At 62.9% G+C, this 21447-nt stretch carries 20 protein-coding genes; 6 read left to right on the top strand and 14 right to left on the bottom strand.

The window, feature by feature from the left end; translation table 11 throughout:
* The first annotated feature begins 28 nt into the window (after window positions 1–28).
* Window positions 29–409: a hypothetical protein gene (locus AC0L24_RS07640; RefSeq protein WP_127809291.1), complete on the top strand. Its 381-nt coding sequence runs from the start codon at window positions 29–31 to the stop codon at window positions 407–409.
* A complete protein-coding gene (locus AC0L24_RS07645) occupies window positions 406–1113 on the top strand; it encodes a DUF4760 domain-containing protein (RefSeq protein ID WP_127809290.1) in 708 nt (235 codons plus the stop codon). Before AC0L24_RS07640 ends, AC0L24_RS07645 begins: the two co-directional genes overlap by 4 nt.
* Window positions 1114–1176: 63 nt before the next feature.
* On the opposite strand, the gene AC0L24_RS07650 is transcribed toward AC0L24_RS07645, so the two are convergent.
* The gene (locus tag AC0L24_RS07650; RefSeq protein ID WP_128288046.1) at window positions 1177–2271 is read right to left on the bottom strand and encodes a trypsin-like serine peptidase; all 1095 of its coding nucleotides are present in this window, start codon (window positions 2269–2271) and stop codon (window positions 1177–1179) included.
* A gap of 399 nt (window positions 2272–2670) precedes the next feature.
* Here AC0L24_RS07650 and AC0L24_RS07655 point away from each other — a divergent pair, with 399 nt between their 5' ends.
* Window positions 2671–3768 carry a S1 family serine peptidase gene (locus tag AC0L24_RS07655; RefSeq protein WP_473563615.1) on the top strand — a complete coding sequence of 366 codons (1098 nt, stop codon included), beginning with the start codon at window positions 2671–2673 and terminating at the stop codon, window positions 3766–3768.
* Window positions 3769–3843: 75 nt separating this feature from the next.
* Here the strand turns inward: AC0L24_RS07655 and mgrA are convergent, their stop codons facing one another.
* From mgrA to AC0L24_RS07690, 7 genes are all read right to left on the bottom strand, one after another.
* Entirely contained in the window at window positions 3844–4890 is a 1047-nt protein-coding gene (gene mgrA / locus AC0L24_RS07660) for an L-glyceraldehyde 3-phosphate reductase (RefSeq protein WP_292635330.1), read from the bottom strand.
* Window positions 4891–5010: 120 nt separating this feature from the next.
* Entirely contained in the window at window positions 5011–6153 is a 1143-nt protein-coding gene (locus AC0L24_RS07665; protein ID WP_473563616.1) for a Gfo/Idh/MocA family protein, read from the bottom strand.
* Between the two features lie 11 nt (window positions 6154–6164).
* Window positions 6165–6911 (bottom strand): sugar phosphate isomerase/epimerase family protein, encoded by a 747-nt coding sequence (locus AC0L24_RS07670; RefSeq protein WP_292634427.1) that lies wholly within the window; start codon window positions 6909–6911, stop codon window positions 6165–6167.
* Between the two features lie 46 nt (window positions 6912–6957).
* Window positions 6958–8055, bottom strand: coding sequence for an ABC transporter ATP-binding protein (locus AC0L24_RS07675; protein WP_292634430.1), 1098 nt, complete (start codon window positions 8053–8055; stop codon window positions 6958–6960).
* 5 nt (window positions 8056–8060) lie between these two features.
* The gene (locus AC0L24_RS07680) at window positions 8061–8993 is read right to left on the bottom strand and encodes a carbohydrate ABC transporter permease (RefSeq protein WP_027037756.1); all 933 of its coding nucleotides are present in this window, start codon (window positions 8991–8993) and stop codon (window positions 8061–8063) included.
* A gap of 2 nt (window positions 8994–8995) precedes the next feature.
* Entirely contained in the window at window positions 8996–9883 is an 888-nt protein-coding gene (locus AC0L24_RS07685) for a carbohydrate ABC transporter permease (protein ID WP_127322195.1), read from the bottom strand.
* An 81-nt stretch (window positions 9884–9964) separates the two neighbouring features.
* Window positions 9965–11203: an ABC transporter substrate-binding protein gene (locus AC0L24_RS07690; protein WP_127382134.1), complete on the bottom strand. Its 1239-nt coding sequence runs from the start codon at window positions 11201–11203 to the stop codon at window positions 9965–9967.
* Window positions 11204–11607: 404 nt separating this feature from the next.
* On the opposite strand from AC0L24_RS07690, the gene AC0L24_RS07695 reads away from it, so the two are divergent.
* Window positions 11608–12663 carry a LacI family DNA-binding transcriptional regulator gene (locus tag AC0L24_RS07695; RefSeq protein ID WP_292334094.1) on the top strand — a complete coding sequence of 352 codons (1056 nt, stop codon included), beginning with the start codon at window positions 11608–11610 and terminating at the stop codon, window positions 12661–12663.
* 9 nt (window positions 12664–12672) lie between these two features.
* Here the strand turns inward: AC0L24_RS07695 and gndA are convergent, their stop codons facing one another.
* The 6 genes from gndA to AC0L24_RS07725 all read right to left on the bottom strand — a co-directional run bounded on the left by gndA (window position 12673) and on the right by AC0L24_RS07725 (window position 18592).
* Window positions 12673–14100 carry an NADP-dependent phosphogluconate dehydrogenase gene (gndA, locus tag AC0L24_RS07700; RefSeq protein ID WP_128364600.1) on the bottom strand — a complete coding sequence of 476 codons (1428 nt, stop codon included), beginning with the start codon at window positions 14098–14100 and terminating at the stop codon, window positions 12673–12675.
* A 148-nt stretch (window positions 14101–14248) separates the two neighbouring features.
* The gene (locus tag AC0L24_RS07705) at window positions 14249–15886 is read right to left on the bottom strand and encodes a copper resistance CopC/CopD family protein (protein WP_473563617.1); all 1638 of its coding nucleotides are present in this window, start codon (window positions 15884–15886) and stop codon (window positions 14249–14251) included.
* Between the two features lie 53 nt (window positions 15887–15939).
* Complete coding sequence (locus AC0L24_RS07710) at window positions 15940–16458, bottom strand: YcnI family copper-binding membrane protein (protein ID WP_127321859.1); 519 nt, start codon at window positions 16456–16458, stop codon at window positions 15940–15942.
* Between the two features lie 41 nt (window positions 16459–16499).
* On the bottom strand, window positions 16500–17039 hold the full coding sequence (locus AC0L24_RS07715) for a copper chaperone PCu(A)C (protein ID WP_292634434.1): 540 nt from the start codon (window positions 17037–17039) through the stop codon (window positions 16500–16502).
* A 97-nt stretch (window positions 17040–17136) separates the two neighbouring features.
* Window positions 17137–17493 carry a DUF2946 family protein gene (locus AC0L24_RS07720; RefSeq protein WP_292634436.1) on the bottom strand — a complete coding sequence of 119 codons (357 nt, stop codon included), beginning with the start codon at window positions 17491–17493 and terminating at the stop codon, window positions 17137–17139.
* Between the two features lie 196 nt (window positions 17494–17689).
* Window positions 17690–18592: a GntR family transcriptional regulator gene (locus AC0L24_RS07725; protein WP_292634438.1), complete on the bottom strand. Its 903-nt coding sequence runs from the start codon at window positions 18590–18592 to the stop codon at window positions 17690–17692.
* 226 nt (window positions 18593–18818) lie between these two features.
* Here AC0L24_RS07725 and AC0L24_RS07730 point away from each other — a divergent pair, with 226 nt between their 5' ends.
* Entirely contained in the window at window positions 18819–20324 is a 1506-nt protein-coding gene (locus tag AC0L24_RS07730) for a UxaA family hydrolase (RefSeq protein ID WP_473563618.1), read from the top strand.
* Window positions 20325–20384: 60 nt separating this feature from the next.
* Entirely contained in the window at window positions 20385–21383 is a 999-nt protein-coding gene (locus AC0L24_RS07735; RefSeq protein ID WP_127272466.1) for an aldo/keto reductase, read from the top strand.
* Window positions 21384–21447: the final 64 nt, after the last annotated feature.

The following is a 21447-nucleotide window of genomic DNA, read 5'->3' on the forward strand; positions in this document are numbered from 1 at the left end:
CGGCCGGATGAAACGGATAGGATCGATTGTGAAGAATTCTGTGTTTTCCTGGCGTGGAACGGTAACCGGCCTTGCCGGCGGCCTGTTGCTGATCGCCAACGCTTCGGCGGACGAGGCCTGCGGCCTGTGCGTCAAGCAGATCGTCACCAACTCGGAACTGGCGACGTGTTTTCTCGATCAGTACGACCAGTTCGCCAAAAGCGGCAGCGACGCGGTTATCGTCGATCTCAGCAACTGCGCCTCGCGCGGCGTCGTCGAAGCCTTGCCGTCCCCCAACAAGGGGGCGGCGGAGCCCGACGTACAGTTCATGATTTCGCGCCTGCAACTGGAATGCCTGAAACGGAAGCTGGAGACGCCGGGCATTGTGCTGGATCCCTCCGCCACCATTGAACTGGACAGCTGCGGATGAAGAAGCCAACGGGCAACACCAGGCAGACGGCAGTGACCGCACCAGCAAAGGCGCCGGCCGGCAAAACGGCGCTGCCGGAAACCACCGAAGGTTTCCCTTGGCCAAGCGCCCACGAGATCAAGAAGGAGAGCAATCCCTTCACCGACCCCGACTGGCGCATGCTGGTCTATGCCTGGTCGGGCATGGCGGTGCGTCTCGCCATCATCTTCACCTTGATGTTTTCGATCTATCAGTTCCTGGCCAACCAGGAACAGAAGCGCGTCGAGCAGACCATGTCGCTTGTCGAACTCTGGGAAAACAAGGACTACCAGCAGGCGCAGCGCGCGCTGAAAGATCGTCTGACGGGCCTCAACGCCAAATATGATAATCTGCTCAGCGCCAACCCCTCGCCGACCGAGGAGCAGGTGTTCCGGCAACGGATCGGCATCGAGGCGATGACCGCCTCCGGCGGCGACATGCCGCTCGCCGATTTCAGCGAGAATTTCGACCGCATCGTCTATTTCCTCAACCGTCTGTCCTTCTGTGTCGACGGCGATTTGTGTTCGCGCAAGGTGACCGACGCCTATTTCCGCGACTATGCCGTCTCGTTCTGGAGCTATTTTGCCGGCTACATAGACAAGCAGCGCAAGGCGGGTTCTCCCACTTTCGCTTCGGCAATCGAGAACTATGTGCGCAACGGCCCGCCTGCACCCGCAGCCAAATAGCGGCGCGAAAAAAGGCGGCGGGATTGCGCCGCCGCCTTTGTCTCCACCGCGAATGCGCAGCGATTATTTATACAGGCTGTTGATCCACTGGACGTTGGCAGCGTTGAGGCGCACGGCGGTGTTCGCGTCGGGGCTTTCCGCCACGTTGACACCGGTGACGATGCGCTGCTTGGCCTTGTTGTCATAGGCATAGACCGAGCTGCCGCTCGACCCTGGGAACGTATCGCAGTCATACTGGAAATATTCCGGCGCGATGTTTTCGGCGTGCACTTCGCAGTTTGCCTTCCACATCGTGCCCATCGGCTTGTCACCGGGATAGCCGACGAGATTGGCGGTGAAATCGCCGAGATCCTCATAGTTGGCATAGCCCAGCCAGCCGAGATTGGTGCCGACATCCTGCTTTAGCGTGACGACGCCGAGATCCCACAGCAGGACCGAACCATAATAACCCTGGTAGTTGTCGATGAAGCCTTGCAGCACATAGGCGCTTTCGAAGGCGAAGGCGCCGAACGGTGCGTCGTCGGCCGTGCTGCCGTTCAGCCCCGGCACGAACAGATAGTCGGAGAGCCAATCCTTGTCCTCATGACTGTAGAGGCAGTGCGCGGCGGTGAGCACCGTGCGCGGGCCGATCAGCGTTGCCGAACAGCTGCCGAAGCTGCCCGTCTTCGGCGATTTAGCTTCGAGATAGCCGATTGCCGAGAACGGATAGGTCTTGGTGTTCTTGACCTGCTCGCGATCGTCGGTGCCGAAGACCTGACGGCCGGCTTCGCCTTCGCCGAGGTCCGGATCCTCGGTCTTGCGCTCGGCCCCATCTTTTCCAGTGGCCGGAGCGTTCAGTTCCTTGATGATAAGCTCCCGCAGCGCTTGGCTCGGCTCGATCTTGATCTCCTTGCCATCGGCGGACCGTCCGACGATGCCATAGGATTTGACGGCCGTTGCCTCGTCGGCAAGCGGCGCGGCGCGGCTGTCTTCGTCGGTCAGCTTCGGTGGCGCGATTGGCTTTGCCCGCCCGGGCTTGTAGTCGCCTGAAGTCACGTCGCGCGCGCTTTCGCCATTGCCGGCACTGGCGGAGCCAGAATCCGCGGCGAAAGCTGGAACCGCCCACATTGCGGTGGAAAGCAATGTGGACGCAATGAGTGCGTTTATCAGTTTTGTCATGGTGAGACTCTCCCAAAATTCAGCAAGGACTGGATCAAAATACAGAAATATTGTCGAGATCGTGGTGGCGTCGAAAAAGGAGTTTGGTTACCGCACTTGAAATATGACCATCGCCTATGCGGTCGGTCAAAAGCCCCCGCTAAAGACACCCGGGCGGATATATTGCCTAAATTAATACAACATTGGAATGACAATTAGCTTCCACATAGCCCGTGGGGGGCTATAGGGTTTTGAACGGGGTCTGCACAGGAACGGGATACGCGAAGCAGTGCCTGACTTGGTGTCCCTGCCGTGCCGCTGCAACAAAAGCTGCGCGGCCTGACCACCAGTCTGAGGCTTGCTTTGTTGATCATGCGCCGGGGCTGGTCCGCTCGGGAACATATCTCAGGAGGGCTTCAGATGAACATCACCCATCGGTTCAGGCCGATCGCCGCCGCATCGCTGCTCGGCATCGCAGCCGCCCTTGCGGCAGCCAATTCCACCCAGGCCGACGAAGCGGTCGCCCGACCGGAGGCAGCGGTCTCGCCAATGAAGCGCGTGACGGAAGCCAGGGCGAAGGCAGCGGCGGAGAACCCCGACGCGGCCGACCGCGTCTACGGCGGCAACCAGGCCGAAAAGGGAGCCTACCCGTTCCAGGTCGCGCTGCTCACCACCGACAGGCTGGACGAGAATCCGGCATCGCAGGCCAACGCCCAGTTCTGCGGCGGCAGCCTGATCGCGCCGCAATGGGTGCTGACGGCAGCACACTGCCTCAACGACAAGGGTCAGCCGGTTTCGCCGGAGAGCGTCACCGTGCTGACCGGTGCAACCGATCTCAGCGAGGGCAAGCGCCACAAGGTGGTGGAGGTCATCGTCAACGAAGCCTACAGCGAGCAAACGCTCGACAACGATCTCGCCCTGCTCCGGCTTGCCGAACCGGCCGATGCGCCGACCATCAAGGTCGCCCATGAGGCAACGCCCGACACCGGCAAGACGACCGTCATCGGCTGGGGCAAGATGCAGGACGGCACCTTTCCGACCACGCTGATGGTTGTCGATCTCGACCTGCAGTCGAACCAGGCCTGCAACAGCGGCATCAAGGCCATCTATGCGCGTGATCTGAAGGCAGCGCTCGGTGATCTGTCCCGCCGTATGCGCTATTCGGAAAAAGGCATCGACGCGGCCGCCAATGCGATCGCCGCCGACATGACCGACCCGCTGACCGGCAACATGATCTGCGCCGGCACCACCAGCGGCGTGCGCGATGCCTGCAACGGCGACAGCGGCGGCCCGCTGTTCATGACCGGTGCCGAAGGCCCGGTCCAGGTCGGCGTCGTCAGCTGGGGCGAAGGCCCGGCTGACGGCAGTGCGGCGTGCGGCCACAAGGAGGCCTACGGCATCTACACACGGCTGGCCAACTACACCGGCTGGATCGAGGCGAAGATGAAGACCTCGGCTCCCGCGCCGGCAAAGCCCAAGGCGGGACTGGGCACCGCCCAGAAACCGAAAACGCCCTGAAGCAGCGCTGTTCGCTTTCAAGCAAAACGGCGGGAGAGGTTCCCGCCGTTTTGCTTGCCGGCTTATCGAGAGGACTTATTTTCGCGGCGGGCCTTTGCGCTCGGCGGAAGCCGCCCACAGATTAATGTCGGATTCGCGCGCATAGGTGTCGATCTCGGCGAGTTCGGCATCGCTGAAGTCGAGCACCTTGAGCGCGCCGACGCAGTCCTCGACCTGCTCCGGCCGGCTGGCGCCGATCAGTGCCGAGGTCACCCTGCCCTTGCGCAGCACCCAGGCCAGCGCCATCTGCGCCAGCGTCTGCCCGCGCTTGCCGGCGATGGCGTCGAGCGCCTTGATGTTGGCGATGGTCTTGTCGTTGATGAAGGCTGTCTTCAGCGACTTGCCCTGGGAGGCACGGCTGCCATCGGGAATGCCGCCGAGATACTTGTTGGTCAGCATGCCTTGCGCCAGCGGCGAGAACACGATGGAGCCGACGCCGAGCCCTTCGAGCGTGTCGAGCAGGCCATCTTCCTCCACCCAGCGGTTCAGCATCGAATAGCTCGGCTGGTGGATGACGCAAGGCGTGCCAAGCTGCTTCAAGATATCGGCGGCCTCGCGCGTGCGCTGCGAATTGTAGGACGAGATGCCGGCATAGAGCGCCTTGCCCGAGCGGACGGCATGGTCGAGCGCGCCCATGGTCTCTTCCAGCGGCGTGTCGGGATCGAAACGGTGCGAATAGAAGATATCGACATAGTCGAGCCCCATGCGCTTCAGGCTCTGGTCGAGGCTGGCCAGAATGTATTTGCGCCCGCCCCATTCGCCGTAGGGTCCGGCCCACATCTCGTAGCCGGCCTTGGTCGAGATGATCAGCTCGTCGCGGTAGGCGGCGAAGTCGGTGCGCAGGATTTCACCGAAAGCGGTCTCGGCAGAACCGGGTGGCGGACCGTAATTGTTGGCAAGGTCGAAATGCGTGATGCCGAGGTCGAAGGCCTTGCGCGCGATCGCCTGCTTGGTCCTCTGCGGCGTGTCGTTGCCGAAATTATGCCACAGGCCGAGCGAGATTGCCGGCAGCTTCAGGCCGGAGCGGCCACAGCGGTTGTAGATCATCTTTTCATAGCGGTTTTCGGCAGGCGTGTAGGGCATCGGAAAATCCTCAAATGGAAGCGAGCCGGTCGGCTGCATCGCGACAGCGCGGCGAGTTGGCTCTGCCCTCACCTTTACCCTCTCTCCGTCGGAACGGGGAGAGGGTTGAGGTGTGCTGCCCTATTTCTTCTTCGCCAAAAGCGCCTTGGCTTCCTTGACGCCAAGTGCGGCCGGCCGTTCGCAGGTGGTCTGCATGGCGACGAACTTGCCGGTTTCGCCGGAGCGCAACAGCCCGGTCATCACGTCGACGGCGTGCAGCGCCAGCTCCATCGAACAGCGATGCGGTCGGCCTTCCGCGATCGCCACTGCCATGTCGGCGAGGCCCGATGTGCGGTAGTTGGCCATCATGCCTTGCGAATGCATCTCGTTGGGCACGCCGAACGGATGCGGCCAGTTCGGCAGCTTCTTGACCGGCTTGGCCGCGTCGGTGAAGCGAACGTCACCACCGAAGAAGTTCGGGTCCGGCACGAACACCGTACCCGCCTCGCCATAGAGTTCCATCGGCGCGTGGCCGTGGGCCCAGACGTCCCAGCTGGTGTTGAGCGTTATAACGGCACCGTTCTCGAACTCCAGCAGTCCATGGATGGTCGTCGGCGTGTTGACCGGTATCTTTTCACCCGCGCGCGGCTTTGAACTGATCGTCCGCTCCTTGGCCGGCGTCGTCGCGAAGGCCGCGACCTGTTTTACCGGTCCAATCAGCTGGATCAGATTGGTGATGTAGTAAGGCCCGATATCGAGCACGGGACCGGCGCCCGGCTGGAAGAAGAAATCCGGATTGGGGTGCCAATGCTCCATGCCGTGGCCCATGACATGGCAGGTACCGCTCGTGACCTTGCCAAGCTTGTCGGTGTCGATCAGGTTGCGCACCAGCTGGTGCGCGCCGCCGAGGAAAGTGTCTGGCGCCGATCCGATCCGAAGACCCTTTTTCTCCGCCCGCTTCTTAAGGTCGAGCCCTTCCTTGACCGACAGCACGAACGGTTTTTCCGAATAGACGTGCTTGCCGGCGTCGAGGATCTGCTTCGATACTTCGTAGTGCACCGCCGGGATGGTCAGGTTGACGATGATGTCGATATCGTCGGCCCTGAGCAGGTCTTCGACGGTGTCGGCGCGCAGCTTGAACTCCTTCGCCCGCGCCCTGGCCGCCTCCATGTTGATGTCGGCGCAGGCACGCATTTCGATGCCGCGAAACAGCGGCGCTAGTGAAAAATACGCCTTCGAGATGTTGCCGCAGCCGATGACGCCGATGCCAAGTTTCTTTGCCATGCTGATTGCTCCTAATAGGTTTTGGCGGCTGCGATGGAGCGGCGGGCGAAACGCTCGATGTCGTTGGGGTTGTCCTGTTCCATGACGTAGTATTGGGCAGCACTCTTGGCACGCAACACCTTGATCAGGCCGGCCCAGTCGATGGTGCCATGGCCGACATCCGACCAGCCATCCTCATCCAGCCCCTCGCCGGGCTTGGCCATGTCCTTGACGTGGACGGCGCTGATGCGCTTGCCGTGTTTTTCGATCCACGACAACGGATCATCGCCGCCGCGCACCACCCAGGCAACGTCCATCTCCCAGCTGACATCGGGCGCGGATGACAGGATGTGGTCCTGCGGCACCGATCCGTCGGCAAGTTTCTTGAACTCGAAATCATGATTGTGCCAGGCAAAGCCGTAGCCGGCCTTTTTCGCGGCGTCGCCGACCTTGGCCAGGCGTTCGCCGAAGCCGCGCCAGCCGGCCACGTCGGATGGCCGCTGATCGGGCATCAGGAAGGGACAGATGAGCAGCGTGATACCAAGTGCGTCGGCGGTTCTGCGCACGCCGTCGAAATCGTTCTCGAGCGCGTCGATCGAGAAATGCCCAGTCGGCATGGCAAGCCCGTTCTTGTCGAGCTCGGCACGGAATGCCCCGGGATCATCATAGACGCCGCCAAAACCTTCGACCTGGGCGTAGCCGAGCTTGCCGAGCATGGCGAGCACACCGTCCCAGGGTTGGAAATTGCGGGCGCTGTAAAGTTGGAATGACCAATTCATCGTCTCTGTCCGTTCGCTTGGGGATTGGAAGGTTGGTTCTCGGAAGCTAGATGCGTGTGCCGGTTGCGGTGTCGAAAAGCGAAGCGCGCATCGGATCGAAGCCAAGCGTCACCGCCTCGTCGTTCTTGGGCGTGCGTTCCGAGGTCACTCGGACGCTGAAATTCTGCCGGGCAAGCTTCAGCCAGACCAGCGTGTCGGAGCCCATGGGTTCGACCACCTCGACATTGGCGGCTATCGAAAACGGCCAGCCGGTGCCGCTGTTCAGACTGACATGCTCGGGCCTGATACCGAATGTGACGGGGCCGGGAGCCGGAGCTTTGGCAAAGTCGTAAGTGCCGAGCGGGATTTTGATATCCTCGGCCGCGAACCGCCAGCCGCCGTCGGCGTCTTCCAGGCGGCCATCGACGAAGTTCATTGCGGGCGAGCCAAGGAAGCCGGCGACGAAGCGGTTGACCGGGCGGTTGTAAATGGTCTGCGGCGCATCGAGCTGCTGGATGACGCCGCCCTTCATCACCGCGATGCGGTCGGCCAGCGTCATCGCCTCGATCTGGTCGTGGGTGACGTAGATCATGGTGTTCTGCAGCTTGCGATGCAGCAGCTTGATCTCGACGCGCAGTTCGGCGCGCAGCTTGGCATCGAGATTGGACAGCGGCTCGTCGAACAGGAACACGTCGACATCGCGCACCAGCGCCCGTCCGATCGCGACGCGCTGGCGCTGGCCGCCGGAAAGGGCGGCCGGCTTACGCTGCAGCAGCGGTTCGATCTGCAGGATTTCAGCCGCCCGCGCGATCCGCTTGGCGATCTCTTCTCTTGGCGTGCCGGCGACACGCAGCCCGAAGGACAGGTTCTTCTCCACCGTCATTTGCGGATAGAGCGCATAGGACTGGAACACCATGCCGATGCCGCGGTCCTTGGGCTCTTCCCAGGTGACGTTCTTGCCCTTGATGAAGATGCGGCCCTCGGAAACGTCGAGCAGGCCGGCAATGCAGTTGAGCAAGGTCGACTTGCCGCAGCCGGACGGCCCGAGCAGCACGATGAACTCGCCATCGGCGACATCGAGATTGAGCGTCTCCAGGACGGTCACCGCACCGAAGTTCAGCGACAGGTCCTGGATCGAAACGCTGGTATCATTGGCTGCCGTCATCGCCGTCACCCCTTCACCGCGCCGGCGGCGATGCCGCGTACGAAAAGCTTGCCGGAAATGAAGTAGACGATGAGCGGCACAAGCCCGGTCAGGATTGTTGCGGCCATGTTGACGTTGTACTCCTTCACGCCTTGCACCGAATTGACGATGTTGTTGAGCTGCACCGTCATCGGATAGGTGTCGGGGCGGGTGTAGACGACGCCGAACAGGAAGTCGTTCCAGATGCCGGTCACCTGCAGGATGATGGCGACGACGAAGATCGGCAGCGACATCGGCAGCATGATGCGCAGGAAGATGCCCCAGAAGCCGGCGCCGTCGACGCGTGCCGCCCGGAACAGCTCCTCCGGCATCGAGGCGAAATAATTGCGGAACAGCAGCGTCAGGATCGGCATGCCGAAAATGGAATGGACAATCACCAGCCCGCTGAGGCTGCCATAGAGGCCGATTTCGCGCAGGATGATGACGATCGGATAGATCATCACCTGGTAGGGAATGAAGGCGCCGACGATCAGGATGATGAAGAACGTATCGGCGCCCTTGAAGCGCCAATTGGCCAGTGCATAACCATTCACCGAGGCGATGGCGATCGACAGCAGCACCGACGGCACGGTGATGCGCACCGAATTCCAGAAGCCACGCGAGAGCCCGTCGCAGTTAAGGCCGGTGCAGGCCGTTGACCACGCCTTGACCCACGGCTCGAAGGTGATCTCGAGCGGCGGTGAGAAAATGTTGCCGAGCCGGATCTCCGGCATGCCCTTGAGCGAGGTGACGATCATGACATAGAGCGGCAAGAGGTAGTAGACCGCCATGACGAACAATGTGCCGTAGAGGAAGACGTTGCGGCGCGAAATCATGCGGCGCGGCTTTGGACCGTAGGGCCCTGCGATTTCCTGGCGCGCGCCGGCGGCAACGCTTGCTTGAGCGGTGATGTCTGCAATGCTCATTTGCGTCGCCCGAACTCGAGATAGGCCCAAGGCACGATGACGATCACCACCGAGAGCAGCATCATGGTCGAGGCGGCAAAACCCTGGCCGAGGTTCTGGGCGAAGAACATATAGTCGTAGACGTATTTGGCCGGCACTTCGGATGCGATGCCCGGGCCGCCGCTGGTCTGGGCCACGACCAGGTCATAGACCTTGACGATGCCGGAAGCGATGATGACGAGCGTGGTGATGAAGACCGGCCGCATCATCGGGATGACGATGAACAGATAGGTCTTCCACATCGGGATCCCATCCACGCGCGCCGCCTTCCAGATGTCTTCGTCGATGCCGCGCAGGCCGGCCAGCATCAGGCACATGATGAGCCCGGTGCCTTGCCACAGCGCAGCGATCGATATGCCGTAGATGACGATGCTGGAATTATAGAGCGGGTCGAAGCTGAAGCTCGTCCAGCCTAAGTCCCGCACGACATGCTGGATGCCGAAATCCGGATTGAGCAACCACTGCCAGACCAGGCCGGTGACGATGAAGGAGAGCGCGAAAGGATAAAGGAAGATGGTGCGGAACGTGTCCTCGAAGCGGATCTTCTGATCGAGCAGCGCGGCAAGCAGAAAACCGATGACCAGCGAGAACACCAGCGAGATCGCGCCGTAGATCAACAGGTTCTCGATCGAGATCAGCCAGCGCGGCGCCGCCCACAGCCGGTAATACTGGTCTAGTCCGACGAAATTCAGCCGCGGCAGGAGCTTCGAATTGGTGAAGGAATAGAGCACCGTCCAAACGGTGCCGCCGACGAAAACCACCATGGCGGTGAGGATCATCGGGATCGAGGCGACCTTCGCATTGAGGTTGCGGAACAGAAGGTTGGGGCGTGCGCTCTTGCTCATCTCGTCAGCCGGCTGGGTAAGGGCGGTGCATTCCCGGCCCTGCATTCGCAAGGCCGGGAGCGAGGCGGGTTGCCTCCAGCGTCAGTCCGCCGAAGCGATGAGGTCGGCGAAGCGCTTCTGCGCGTCTTCGACGGTCAGTTCCGGCTTGGCGAAGAATTCGGCGAAAAGGTCTTCCTTCTGTTTCTGGGTGTCCTGCGAAAGCAGTTGGTCCGTCCACGGCATGACGGCGCCCTTGGCAAGGATGGCAAGGCCCTTCTTCATGCAATCGTTGGCCGCATTGAGATCGACGTCGCCGCGCACCGGCAGGGATCCCTTCTTCAGATTGAAGGCAACCTGCGTCTTGGGATCGAGCAGCGTCTCGGCCAGCACCTCCTGCGCCTTGCTCTTGTCGGCATCCTTGAGCAGCGGGAAGTAGAAGGCGTCACCGCCCGTGGCTATTACCTCGTTCAGCCCAAGGCCTGGCAGGCAGGTGTAATCCTTGCCCGCGGTCTTGCCGGCAACCTGAAACTCGCCCTGTGCCCAGTCCCCCATGATCTGGCCAGCGGCCTTGCCGGTGATGACCAGGTTGGTCGCCTGGTTCCAGTCCTGCACATTGGTGTTCTTCGCCATCTTGCGGGCATCGTCCGCGGCCTTGAAGACCTTGGCGACTTCGGGCCCGGCGGCGAACTTGGCATCCTTGTCCTTGTAGACCTTGAGGAATGTGTCCGTGCCGCCCACAGCCGCAAGCAGGACGTCGAAGGCACCGGAGGATTGCCAGGCCTGTCCGCCGACGGCGAGCGGGATGATGCCGGCCTTTTCCAGCGCCGGCGCTGCCGCCACGAATTCATTCCAGTCCTTCGGCAACGGCACGCCAGCCTTCTCGAAGGCCTCGTTGGACAGCCACAACCACTGCCAGGAATGGATGTTGACGGGCACGCAATAGATCTTGCCGTCGATGGTGCAGCCGTCGAGCAGGCTCTTCGGCCGGACGACATCAGTCCACTTGCCCTTGGTGGCGACGTCGGTGAGGTCGCGCATCAGGCCGGCCTGCACCAGTTCTTCCGCCTGCCGGCCATGGTTGAATTGCGTGGCGCCCATCGGATCGCCACCGGTGATGCGGCTGATCATGATTGGCCGCGCCGTGCCGCCGGAGCCGGCAATGGCGCCGTCCACCCAGTGGTTGCCGGTCGCATCGAATGCCTTGGCAAGTTCCGCAACCGCCGCCGCCTCGCCGCCCGACGTCCACCAATGGGTGACTTCCAGGTCCGTCGCGGCCGCCTGGCCGGCAAACTGCAACGCGGCCGTCGCTGCCAGCGCAGCGGTCAAAAGTTTGTATCGCATTTCGGCTCCTCCCAGAATCTGAAACGTTACAGATTTTCGATACGGCAATTGCGCGGGCTGTGCAACCCATCAACGAAGCACCCTCGATATTTTTTCGGGCTGCGAACAAATTCGCATGGATGATCGCGCTTCTCATGCACTGCAGCATGGTTTGCTGCGGCGCAAACACCGAAATGCCGCCTGATACGGGCAAAAAGGCGGCGGCAGAGGCAATTTCTCCTGGAATCCCAAGCGTTTCGCAAAAGAACCATCCACCTCGTGGGCGAGGGACATGTAACTCGATATGGCAATCTGTAACGTTTCAGTGTATTGAGACTTTACCGGGGCTGGAACGCATATCGTATCGCCATGACGGCGATTGCCGACATGGCTCGCGGCTGCTATGCGCCTGACGGGCGGGACGAATGGACAGACAGCGTACGGACAAGAGCGGGGAGACCTCGGCACAGGGACGGCCGACGTTGAAGACGCTTGCCTTCATGACCGGGCTCGGCGTCACCACCGTGTCACGCGCCTTGAAGGATGCCCCGGAAATCGGCGCCGAAACCAGGCGCCGCGTCCAGCTCGTCGCCAAGCAGATCGGCTACCGGCCGAACCGCGCCGGCGTGCGTCTGCGCACCGGCAGGACCAATGTCATCAGCCTCGTGCTCAACACTGACCGCGAGATCATGAGCTTTGTCTCGGACATCATCTACGGCGTTTCGGAAGTGCTCGCCGAAACGCCCTATCACCTGATCGTCACGCCCTATTCCCGCTCGCAGGATCCGATGGAGCCGATCCGCTATCTCGTCGAGACCGGCTCGGCCGACGGCGTCATCATTTCGCGCACCCAACCGAACGATCCGCGCGCCCGCTACATGCTCGAGCACGGCATGCCCTTTGCCACGCATGGCCGCACCGACATGGGCCTCGTCCATCCCTACCATGACTTCGACAACCATGTTTTCGCGATGGAGGCCGTGCGCCGCCTGGCGAGCATGGGCAGGCACAAGCTGGCGCTTCTGTCGCCGCCGCCCGGGCTGACCTATTATGGCCACACGCTGAACGGCTTTGCCGATGCGCTGAGCGAGGTCGGAGCCAGCGAAATTCCGTTCAACACCGTTTCCATCGATCACACGATCGAGCAGATCAGGACCAGGACCGCGCAGGTGATGCGCCGCGAAAACAGGCCGGACGGCTTCGTCAGCAGCGCTGCCGCCGCGACACTGGCGATCGTCGCCGGCATCGAGGATGCCGGCCTCAAGCTTGGCCGCGACGTCGATGTCGTGTCCAAGCAGTCGTCGGACCTGTTGCACCTGTTCCGGCCGGAATTGCTCGTCGTCAACGAGAACTTCCGCCTGGCCGGTTCCGATCTCGCCCGCTCCGTGCTCGGCTGGATCGGCGGCGCCGCACCCGGCTCGTTGCAGCGCCTGGTCGCCACCAGCGAGGTTCAGGCGTTCAGCCCGCCGGTTTCCGTTTAGGCCCTTGGGCTAGCCAGCCGCACCGCTCCCCCACGGCCCGTGGAAAGCGCCCTTGTCGTCGATGCGCTCGAAGCCGTGCGCGCCGAAGAAGTCGCGCTGCGCCTGGATCAGGTTCGAGGTGCCGCGGCCCTGGCGGTAGCTGTCGAAATAGGCAAGTGCGGAAGACAGCGCCGGAACCGGCGAACCGGCCTCCGAAGCCCTCGCCACGATGCGGCGCAGCGACGGATGCGCTTCCTGCATCAGCGCGATGAAGGCCGGAGCCATCAGAAGGTTGGTCGAGGCGCCGCCCTTGCTGAAGGCTTCCGCCATGGTGTCGAGCATCTGCGAGCGGATGATGCAGCCGGCGCGCCAGATCCTGGCGATGGTCGGCATCGGCAGGTTCCAGTTGAATTCCTTGGAGGCGCCGCTCATCACCGCGAATCCTTGGGCGTAGGCGGCGATCTTGCCGGCGAACAGCGCCAGTTCCAGATCTTTCAGCAGGGCATCCTTGTCACCTGAAATCTTCGTGACGCCGGCATTGCCATAGGCCTTTTCCGCCGCCAGCCGCTCGTCCTTGATCGATGATAGAACGCGTGCCGCCACCGCCGCCTCGATCGCCGTCGCCGGAATGCCGAGTTGCTGCGCCTCGATGACCGACCATTTGCCGGTGCCCTTCTGGCCGGCGCGGTCGAGGATGATGTCGACCGCCGGCTTGCCGGTCTTCGGATCGTCTGATGCCAGCACCTTGGCGGTGATCTCGATCAGGTAGGAGTTGAGCCGGCCCTTGTTCCAGTTGGCAAACACCGCGCCGATCTCTTTCGGGCCCATGCCCAGGCCGTCGCGCAGGATGCCGTAGATCTCGGCGATCATCTGCATGTCGGCATATTCGATGCCGTTATGGATGGTCTTGACGAAATGCCCGGCGCCGTCGGTGCCGAGCCATGCCGCGCAGGGTTCGTCCTTGAACTTGGCGGAGATCGCCGTCAGCACCTTCTCGACGCGCTTCCATGAGTCCTCCGTGCCGCCGACCATGATCGACGGCCCGTGGCGCGCGCCCTCCTCGCCACCGGACACGCCCATGCCGATGAAGGTGAGGTCCGAGCCGGAAAGCTCGGAGAAGCGCCGCATCGTGTCGCGGAAATTGGCGTTGCCGGCATCGATGACGATGTCATTGGCCGACAGAACGCCGCGCAGCGCAGCGATCTGTTCGTCGACCGGCTTGCCGGCCAGCACCATGATGATGATCGGGCGCGGCGGCCGGATGGCGGCGGCAAGCTCTTCCAGGCTGTAGCAGGGCACGACCATGTCCCTGAGCGCGCCGGCATTCTCGATGAAAGCGTCGGTGCGCGCCCTGGTGCGGTTGAAGACAGCGATGCGGTGCCCGTGCTCGGCGATGTTGAGCGCCAGGTTGGAGCCCATCGTGCCAAGGCCGATCAGGCCGATTTCGGCATTTTCCATCGTTTCTTCCCTGCTTTCGGATCGTTTGTTGAGACCGCGATTTTGCGGGCGATGATTGACGGGCCTTGACGCCTGCGTCAACCGCCTCGCCGAATTGTGTTACCCGGATTTCGGTTGTGCCCGTGTAGAGGTACCTAGCAGTCCGGCCTTACGGCCTGATGTCGACGGGCGCCTCGATCTTCACCATCTCGAAGTCCGAGACCAGGATGTCGATGCGCACCGTCCACCGGCCCGGCACCGGGATGACGAGGTTGTCGACGCGCCAGCTGCCGTCACCGGGCTTGCTCGCAGCGCGCTTCAGCGGCTCGATGCCGGAATCGGGTTTTGACAGCACAAGCGTCACCTCCTTGGCGTCGAGCGGGCCGAAATCGCCGCTCATGATGACCATCGAGGCAACGACCGGGCCGGCATGGCCGGGAGTGATGCTGAGATCGGCCATCGCTTGCAGCGCGTGGATATGAACCGACACCGGTTGCGCTGCCGCAATCGCCAGGGCTCGGGGCGGCGGTGTGAAGCGCCAGCCCGCGGCAACGCCGAAAATCGCCAACACGATCAACATCTCGACGCCGATCGAGCGGACCAGCCTGCGTTGAACTTCCGTCGATCCCGCCTCGGCCGATGCGGTGAGTTTCCAGCGATTGACGGCAGCAAGCGTGAACAGAAAGACCAGCAGCCCCAGCTTGATAAGCAGCAGCCTTCCATAGGCGGTCTCGACCAAAGCCGCGGGTGTCTGCACCTGGATGACGGCAAGCACGATGCCGGCAGCGGCAAGCACGGCCACCACGGGCAGGATCGCCCAAGAAAACCGCCGCAGGAATGGCGTGGCCCCCGCCGATTGCCCCTTCAGCGCCAGCCCGAGTGGGATCAATGCGCCGGCCCACAACGCGATGCAGACGGCATGCAGGAACACCATCGGCCGCGTCAGCCATTGCGGCTCGGCGGCACTGGCATGGCCGCTGGCGGCAAGGGCAACCCCCACCCCGGCCAGGCCGACCAGCGCCAATGGTTTGGCGGTGGCGCGGGGACCGGCCAGCGACAGCAGGCCAAGGCCCAGCGCGATCAGCGCGACCAGCACTGTCCAGCCGAAACTGGTGTCGAGCCCGGTCCGCCAGACGACCGATTGTGCCAGATGGGAGAGCGGCGCCCCCAATGCGTCCAGACCTTGCAAGCCGAGCGACAGGCACGACGCGACCAGCCCGCTCAGGATTGCAGCTGCAACGAAGCGCTGCCCGGCACGGCCACTTCCGGCCAACCAGGCAAGCGCGAAGGCGCCGCCAACGCCGAGGAAAAGGCCGACGTAGAGAAAGATTTTGCCCGTCCAGATAGCCGACCGCAACGGCCAGTCGACGGCTTCGGATACGGCGGGCGGCTCGCTGGGCGCGCCGATGGAAAACAGCAGCGATCCGCCGACGGGATGACCGTCTGCGGAGATGACGCGCCAGCTCAAGACATGCGTGCCGGACTTGAGTGGCTGCGGATTGTCGATCTCGACGGTCTGGTCGCTGAGCCGGAATGACGTTAGCGGAACCGGCTTGCCGTCGGGCTTCACCAGCGTCAGCACCAGAGGCGAGACCGGCTCGCTGAAGGTCAGCGAGAACTGCGCCGGCCCCTGTGCCAGCACCGCGCCGTCGGCCGGGTCGGTCTTGATCAGCGCGGCATGGGCAAAGGCCTGATCCGACACGGCAAGGCTGGCAAGAAACACGATCACGGCCAACAGGCCGGCGGCAAGCCGGCCGGCGCGTTGGCCGGTCATGGAAGCCGTTTGCAGGAAGGAGGTCGTGCCCATGTCACCGCCACGAAAAGGAGCGGCGCGCTCGAAAGGGCGCGCCGCCTGGGAGATCATTTCTTCGGCAGCAGCTTGATGCCGGGTGCCGGGCTTTCCAGCGCGTCTTCATCCTGTCCTGCCGCTGGGATCTCGATCCAGCGATCGGCGGCGCCGTCGCATTCCTGCACCACCGGGAAGTATAGTTTTTGGCCCGCCGGGAGATCCGCCGTCAACGTCGCGCGGAAGACGAACTCGTCGTAGAATTCATCGGGCAGGCTGCCGCCGCTCCAGTCGACCTCCTTGACCCCGTCGGCAACCGCCTGACCGTAGAGCTGGTAGGATTTGTCGTACTTGCCCTTCTTGGTCTGCAGCGTCCAGCCAGGCTTCGGCATCGGCTTCACCGCGATCACCCCTTCCGGAATCTGCACGCGCACGGCGGTCGTCGCCTTGCCTTCGCAGCCATGCGGCACCCGCAAAACGGCCTTGTAGGTCGAGCCGACCGCCGCCTCCTGGGTTTCGAACGTGATATGCGCGAAGGCGGCGCTGGTTCCGAGCGCGAGAAGTGCGCCGGCCGATAAAACATATTTGTTCATGATGGTCCCTCGGATTTTCAAAATTTGTCGAACTGGCGCGGTTAATTGGCGTGATCGTCCATGGCGCCACCGCCCATGCCTTCGACAGCGAAATCGACGCTGACGGCGCCGGCCTTTTCGAAGGTCAGGGTGGCGGAGAACTTTTCGCCCTGTTTGGGTTGCCGCTTCAGGCCGATGAACATCAAATGATAGCCGCCAGGCGCAAGGGCGACCTTGCCGCCGGCCGGAATTTCCAGGCCGCCGGCAACCGGCCGCATGGTCATGACGCCGTCTTTGACGCCCATCTCATGCAGCTCGGTCTTTTCAGAAACATCGGAGGAAATCGACACCAGCCGGTCCGGTGCACTGCCGTTGTTGGTGACGGTGAAATAACCCCCGGCCACTTTGGCGCCGGCCGGTGTGGCGCGCGACCAAGGGTGGCCGACCTCAAGATCGCCAACCTTGAACTCATGCGCGAGGACGGACTGGGCGCCTGTGAACAGCAGCGCAAGTGCCAGCACGGCAATGCCGACACGCTCTTCGATGCCGCGTAGAATGCCGCCTGGCGCAGGACGCGCGGCGTCAGGGAAAAGATAGGACATGGTTGCTCCATGAAATGAAGGTCGCGCCGTTGCCGGTCGCGAGCAGTTTGATCTTTGGATGGGTACGCCCACGAAACGTTCCGCCGGGCAAACAGGCTCAGGCCGTCAGCGGCGGCGCACGCGGGTTCGACGGCGAGCGCTCACGCGCAAAGTCGAGATGGATGGCCGCCGGAAAAACAAAGGCGACCGTTTTGAAGGAAAGGCTGCCCAGCGCCAGGCCAGCACCGGGCGGCGGCGCAAAGGCCGCCGAAACCATGCTGCAGCCGAGCACGCAGCATGCCGGAAGATGGGACGGCTGCTGGTTGCCGCCGGGAATCTGGGTTGCGCCCTCATGGGTGCAGATGACATTGCCGAAGGCGTCGAGCTGTGATGCATTGGGACCGGCGCCGAAGGCGAATGCACCAAGCGTCGACTGGAGCAACAGCAGATAGGCCGCGACAAGCGCGACCGGCATGCTCCACCGTCTCCTCGATACGCTCAAAGCCCTGCCTCTTCGCAGCAATGCGACATTCCTAGCACGGGGCTGGCGGGTGGAAAATCGCCAAATCGCCGCGGCGCCAACGCGGCATATCAATGCATGTCGCCCAAAAGTATGCGGCGGTTTTGGGACAACGACATGCATGAAACAAGACTCTGAGCCTCAGCGCGGCTCAGGATTTTTGCAGCGACCGGCTCTCCGGGATCGAGGTCAGCAATGTCTGGCGCGCCGACTTCAGATGCTTGCGGCAGGCGGCGTCGACCTTGCCGAGGTCGCGCGATTTCAGCGCCTCGATATAGACCAGATGCTCGCCGATCGCGACTTCGTTGCGTTCGCGTTCCTGCGCCTTGTTCCACTGGTAGTGGTAGTGGAAGATCATGGCGATGACATCGTAGAAATCGACGATGAAGCGGTTGCGCGACGCCCGGTGGATGAGCCGGTGGAAGCGCTCGTCGAGTTCGGAGAACTCGGTGAAGCGGGTGGCGATGTCGTTTGCCAACTGGCGATGCTCATCCTCAAGGCGATCTAGATCGGCCCACACCGCGCTGTCCTGCGGTAAAGCGGCGAAGGCGGCCGCCGAGCGCAGTTCGAACATTTCGCGGATTTCGGTCAGCTCCAGCGCGAAGGCGCGGGTAAAGCCCTTCAGCACCCAATGGCTGTTGCGGCGCTTCTCAATCAGGCCGAAGCGGGAGAAGCGGATCAGGAACTCGCGCACGCTGGTGGTGCCGACGCCGATCTCACGCGCCAGTTCGAGTTCATTGATCTGCATGCCGGCCTCGGCGCCGCCGGCGAGCAGCCGACGCATGAACGACCGTTCGATGATCTCGGCCAGCGTGTCGGTCTCCTCCTCGGGGAAGAAATCATCCGGACGCGGCTCGCGCAGCACCGTCTTGGCGCGCTTGTTCCAGGCGATCAGCCCAGTCTCTTCCATGCGCGCGAGAATGGTGCGCACCGTGGTACGGCTGACGCCAAGCAAGGTACCCAGTTCCGGCTCAGAAGGCAGGCTGCGCGTTTCGTCGAGCAGCCGCAGGCAGCGGTTATAGGCATCCTTGTAGACGTTGTTGCTCTTCGACATCCCTGACCCGTTGCACGCCGTCGCTTGCGGCGGCCGGTTTGAAGCGCAATATGACGTTCCCATGGCCCTGAGAAGCGAAATTGCTTCCCGGAACAACCCAGACATGCGGAACTCCCCACGAAAAAACAATTGACGCAAAACTGTTTTTTCACGATAAAAGACATTATCTCTAAACAGACGCGTGTCAATCCGTCCGCGCAACCCAGGATCACCCAGGAAACCGCCCGTGAACGCCTCCAACTGCATTCTCCTGTCCCCGGCCGACAATGTCGCCGTCGCCAACGGCCGCATCGAGATCGGCACCGCGTTGCCGGGCGGTGCCGTCGCCAGTGCGCTGATCGAGCCCGGCCACAAGGTGGCGATCAAGCCGATCGCCGCCGGCGAGGCCGTGGTGAAATACGCCCAAGCGATCGGTCGCGCGACACAGGATATCGCGCCGGGCGAGCACGTTCATTCGCACAATCTGGTTTTCGAATCAGGCCGCTTGCCGGTCGTGCCGCCGAGCGAGGCCGAGCACGCGACGGAGGCCGATCGCGCCCGCACCTTCATGGGCTATCGCCGCGCCGATGGCCGCGCCGGCACGCGCAACTTCATCGGCATCGTCGCCAGCGTCAATTGCTCGGCCACCGTCTGCCATTCCATCGCCGACACCGCCAACCGCACGCTTTTGCCGAACTATCCCGGCATCGACGGTTTCGTGCCGATCGTGCACGGCCAGGGCTGCGGCATGAGCGGCACCGGCGACGGCATGATGGTGCTGCACCGTACACTCGCCGGCTACGCCCGCCACCCGAATTTCGGCGGCGTGCTGATGGTCGGCCTCGGCTGCGAAGTCAACCAGCTCACCCTATACGGCCAAAAGGGTGTCGCTGCGGGCAAACGCCATTTCAACATCCAGGACGCCGGCGGATCGCGCAAATCGGTCGAAAAGGCGATGGGCGTGCTGGCCGAGATCGCCGAGGAAGTCGGCCAGCTGAAGCGTGAGCCGATCCCGGTCAGCGAGATCGTCGTCGGCCTGCAATGCGGCGGCTCGGACGGCATGTCGGGCATCACGGCCAATCCGGCGCTGGGCGCGGCTGTCGATATCCTGGCTGGCGTCGGCGGCATCGGCATCCTCTCCGAGACCACGGAGATCTACGGCGCCGAGCATCTGCTTGCCTACCGCGCGGCAACGCCGGAGATCGCGCAGAAGCTCGACGGTTTCGTGAAATGGTGGGAGGACCACGTCGCCAAGCATGGCGCCTCGATCGACAACAACCCCTCGCCCGGCAACAAGCGCGGCGGTCTCACCACCATCCTGGAGAAGTCGCTCGGCGCGGTCGCCAAGGGCGGCCAGACGCCCCTCAACGGCGTCTTCGGCTACGCCGAAAAAGTCACTGGCAGCGGCCTCGTGTTCATGGACACGCCCGGCTACGACCCGGTTTCGGCGACCGGCCAGGTGGCGGGCGGCGCCAACGTAATCGTCTTCACCACCGGCCGCGGCTCATGCTTCGGCTGCCGCCCGACGCCGTCGATCAAGGTCGCCACCAACTCCACCATGTACCACCAGATGGAAGAGGACATGGACGTCAATTGCGGCGTCATCGCCTCGGGTGAAAAGACCATCGCCGGCATGGGTCGCGAGATCTTCGAACTGATCGTCGAGACGGCTTCCGGCCGCAAGACCAAGAGCGAGGACTTCGGCTACGGCGACAACGAGTTCGTGCCCTGGCATCTGGGCGCAACACTTTAGATTTTACTGATATAAAGTAGACTGCGCGCCGGTCAGCGGCGGGCAACGGGGAGGTTGTGCATGGAAAGACGCCGCATCGGCCAGACAGCGCTGGAAGTCACCGAGGTCAGCTTCGGCGGCGCCGCACTTGGCGGCCTTTACCGCGCCTGTTCGCGCGAAGCGGCGATGGAGACGCTGCAGGGCGCCTGGGATGCCGGCCTGCGCTATTTCGACACCGCACCCTTCTACGGTTTCGGCCTGTCGGAGCGCCGCTTCGGCGACTTCCTGCGCTACAAGCCGCGCGATTCCTATGTGCTGTCGACCAAGGTCGGCCGGCTGTTCCGCCCGGTGCCGGACGATCAGGTTCCCGATCACTCCTATGTCGATCCGCTGCCCTTCGCGCTCGACTACGACTATTCCTATGACGGCATCATGCGGTCGGTCGAGTTCAGCTATGCGCGGCTTGGCCTAAACAGGATAGACATCCTGTTTGTCCACGACATCGGCGCCTACACCCATGGTGTCGAGAAGACCAAGCTGCACTTTCGCGACCTGATGGACGGCGGCCTCAAGGCACTTGAAGAGCTGAAACGGTCCGGCGTCATTTCCGCCTATGGGCTTGGCGTCAACGAAGTGCAGATCTGTCTGGACGTGATGCGCGAGGCGCCGCTCGACTGCATCCTGCTCGCCAGCCGCTATTCCTTGCTCGACCGCAGCGCCGAAGCGGAGTTGCTGCCCCTATGCCGGGCGCGGCAGACCTCCTTGGTCATTGGCGGCGTGTTCAACTCCGGCATCCTGGCGACCGGGCCGGTGCAAGGCGCGCATTTCGACTACCGCCCTGCCAGCCATGACGTGCTCGACCGCGTCGGCGCAATGGAAAGGATCGCCGCCGAGGGTGGCTATCCGCTCGCCGCCGCAGCGTTCCAATTCCCCTTGCATGAACCTGCCGTCGCCACCGTGCTGACCGGCACCGCCAAGCTGGCGAACCTGACGCGCAACCTCCAACTGCTCGACATCGACGTGCCGGAGACGGAATACGCCAGATATCGTCCCCACACGCTGGTGCAGGAGCTGGTGTGAAACTCCATACTCTTGCGGTCACACGAAGGAATGGACATTCTATATTGACGAAATGATGGAATTA

This window comes from Mesorhizobium sp. WSM4809, assembly GCF_055811655.1.